Raw genomic sequence first — 3,196 nt, forward strand, 5'->3', positions numbered from 1 at the left:
TCTCCTCGTTTTCAGTGCAATAAGTGACGGTACGAAAAGCTAGCACTGGCGCGGAGGTGGTGTTGGTAGATCGTTGATTTCATTGACTTTCCTGTTCACTTTCAAATCTGCGATTCGTGGCGTCAAACCGTGGTCGGTTTCATCCATTGGTGCCAGTTATCGATGCATTTGGCCGCGAAGGCAGGATTTGGTCAGCATAGCGGTCAACCGGGAAGCGAAACACACCCCGCAAGTTGATGCTCTCCAGCCTGGTGGGCGCAATCTTCCCGATCAGTTCCGGTGGAATGACCTGGCGGCGGTTCGACCAGCGATCCAGGACCGCCTGCATCTGTGAGGTATTCCACGCCATCACGATGTTGGCCATCAGGCTCAACGCATCGGCCACAGCCTGCATTTCATCGACACGTTTGGCCTGCGCCGGGCTGATCCGGCCGGTATAAATGGCGCGCTTGAGGGCGTTAACAGCCTCGCCCCGATTGAGCACCCGGCGCAACTCGTTCCTGAAAGCGTCCTTGACAAAGTAGTCAGCCAAAAACGCCGTACGCAGCAACCGCCCCAATTGCACGCCAGCCTCATAGATTGGATCGCCCTGGGCGGCAGAACCGAACCGCGCAAGAGCTGCCACCGCACTGGCATGTCCGCTCATGACCGAGGCTGCCAGGTGCACCAGACTATCCCAATGCTTTTCGATCAAAGCGACGTCGACATTGGCTTCGCACACCGCAGCGATTTCTGCGGGCACTTTGGTGCCGCGTGGCACAAAGAGGTGGCGCTGTTTGAGTTCCTTCAACCGCGGGCAAAGATCAAAACCAAGCAAACGGGCATGTGACATGGCAAAGTCGGTGTAGCCATGGGTATCCACAGCAAGCTGGCTGGTCTCCAGCTTTTCTTGGCGGATGACACCTTCAATGGCCACGCCCGCCTGGCGCTCATTGAGCACAAAGGGCTGCGCATGGAAGATGCCCCACCGGTCTTTTACATGGGAGTAGATTCCAATGGAAGGTGTGTTGCGCCGAGGATCAAGCCGGGCTTGCCACACCCGTTTGGTGGTCTCCATGCTCATCATGTCAGAAGATGCCAAATCGGACCGCCCCCAGGTGGCGGCAATCGGGTGTCGCTGCATGAATTCCAGCACAGCCTGGCAGGCCTGGCTCAGACGCCGTTCGTCCCGCGCCCAGCGCATGGCCTGGCGAATGCTGGTGGCAGACAATTGCGGAATCATGCGCGCGCATTCGACCGCAGTCAGACTGGTGCCGTGGGCCATGATGCCGGCATAGACCATCAGCAGCTCGTCGGTAGAGCGCGGCTCACGTCCGAGCATGATCCAGCTAAAGCGCACCTGGGCGTCAACGGCCAGAATCACTTCCGGCAATTGAACCTCACCGATGCGGTGATCCAAAGCCGCGCGCAGCTTGGTCACTTCTGGGTCTTCGTCCTCTGCGGGCAATGGCGACAAATGGAGTTCATCATCCACGCGCAGTACGCCACTGCGGGCTGCAGCGGCCACCGCATCGACACCGGCAGTTACTCTGGCCAGCAAAGGCTTCAAGAAAGTGGCAGCCTTGCTGGGTAACGATAGACGGGCATAGTGTTTCTTGGACTCTGCCTGCCAACGCTCGTCCGTGAAGAACAAGCGCGCACGACCCCGAAAGCTCAGGCTGTGCTCAATCCAGACCGAGCCATTGCGCACCGCGCGGCGCAGGGCAAACAGGGTGGCCACCTCCAACGCCTGAAACGCCCGTTCCCGGTCTGGGCTGGAGATCGAAACCTGCCAGATCATTCCCAGACTTGGTGCCACCACTTCAACTGGCAGCTTTCTGGATCCTTTGAGATATAAAGCTTGCAGCTTGGCAAGGTACTCGATGGCAGGATGCTCGCCGGTGGCCTGCCAGGGCAGCTTTGCAATGGCGACGAGCAACGACCGCACGGGGCGAATTCCATCAATCAATCCCTCGCGGACCAGGGAGGCCCTGCTCGGTGGTTTGCGTTTCTGGGTTTCGGTGATCAAGGCTTCAAGACGGGCACGCAACTCAGCATCTGGCACCGCACCTTGCGCGCTCAAGGCAACAAGTTCGCCGAGCAGCGTTTTGTACATTGCGGCCCAATTGACGGTAGCGGGGACATCGGCGGCAGCCTGACGCCACAGATCGGCGATCCGGCGCTGCACCATAAGGATCAACTGGTCTGTGGTGGTGAACAGGCAATACCGAAGAAAGCATGCGACCTCCACGGTGCGCGCTGGCTCTTTGATCTTGGCTCCGGCTGAGGGCGGCCTGGAGACAAGTCGGCGCGCGTAGCGGCGCAAGATGAGATCGGGGATGTCTGCCAGGTGCTTATGAACGTCCAGCGTGTAAAGCAGGTCGATGCGCTCCAGTACCTCGCTGATTTGGCGGGTTGAGTGTTTCGCCGGTGCAGCCCATAGCCAACTCTGCTGGGTTTGTCCATCTGGGCGCAGCTCTGAAACTGAGGCTCGCCAGCGATCAAGTGTTGCTGGATCAACGCTGGCGGCGATGGCGGTGCCTGTTTCAACTTCAAGCTGGGCAAGTGCCGCCGCAATCAGTGTCCGAATTGCCCGCTCGTGCACGATCACCAGCTTGTTCTTGTACAGCCATTGACGCGCCCGCACGAGTAGCTGATCGCGGTCGGCGCAGCGCGCCACTTCGTCGCGCAGTTCACGTACCAGTGAGCGGCGCTGGTGCTCGCTCATCCACTGGAATCCAAGGACCGTGCAGGCTACTTGTTGGTGATCGAATAGCGTGCGCCCGCGTTCATACATGGCTCTCAGCGAGGCGACTTCTGGTGCTGCAATGCCAAGCTCGTTGCCAAGGTGGCGCCACAAGGCTACTGGAATTACCCGAAAGGCACCGAGCAAACGCCCACTCATGCGCAGGAAACCAATATGGAGCGCCAGACCAAGCTTGTGGGAATCACCTCGGCGTGCATTGATTGCGTCGCGCTCGGCACCATCGAAGGTGAAAAATGCCTTCATCTCGAAGTCGCTGATATCGCGGGGGAGCCCACGCATCCCCAAAAACGTTGTGTGCCAACCCTGCATCGTGAACCTCAAAAGTGGGAGGCCACCATACCCGTTTACAAAGCGAACAGGAAAGTCAATGAAATCAACGGTCTACCCAGACCACCCCCGCGCCAGTGCTAGCTTTGCGTACCGTCACTTATTGCACTGAAAACGAGGAGA

At 58.8% G+C, this 3,196-nt stretch carries 1 protein-coding gene; it reads right to left on the reverse strand.

The annotated features are described in order from the left end of the window. Positions 1-139: 139 nt before the first annotated feature. Positions 140-3,055 (reverse strand): Tn3-like element IS1071 family transposase, encoded by a 2,916-nt coding sequence (locus tag HMPREF2984_RS09990; RefSeq protein WP_003049965.1) that lies wholly within the window; start codon positions 3,053-3,055, stop codon positions 140-142. Positions 3,056-3,196: the final 141 nt, after the last annotated feature.

Origin of the sequence: Streptococcus sp. HMSC066E07 (genome assembly GCF_001814695.1) — a bacterium.
Classification (GTDB): Bacteria; Bacillota; Bacilli; order Lactobacillales; family Streptococcaceae; genus Streptococcus; species Streptococcus hominis.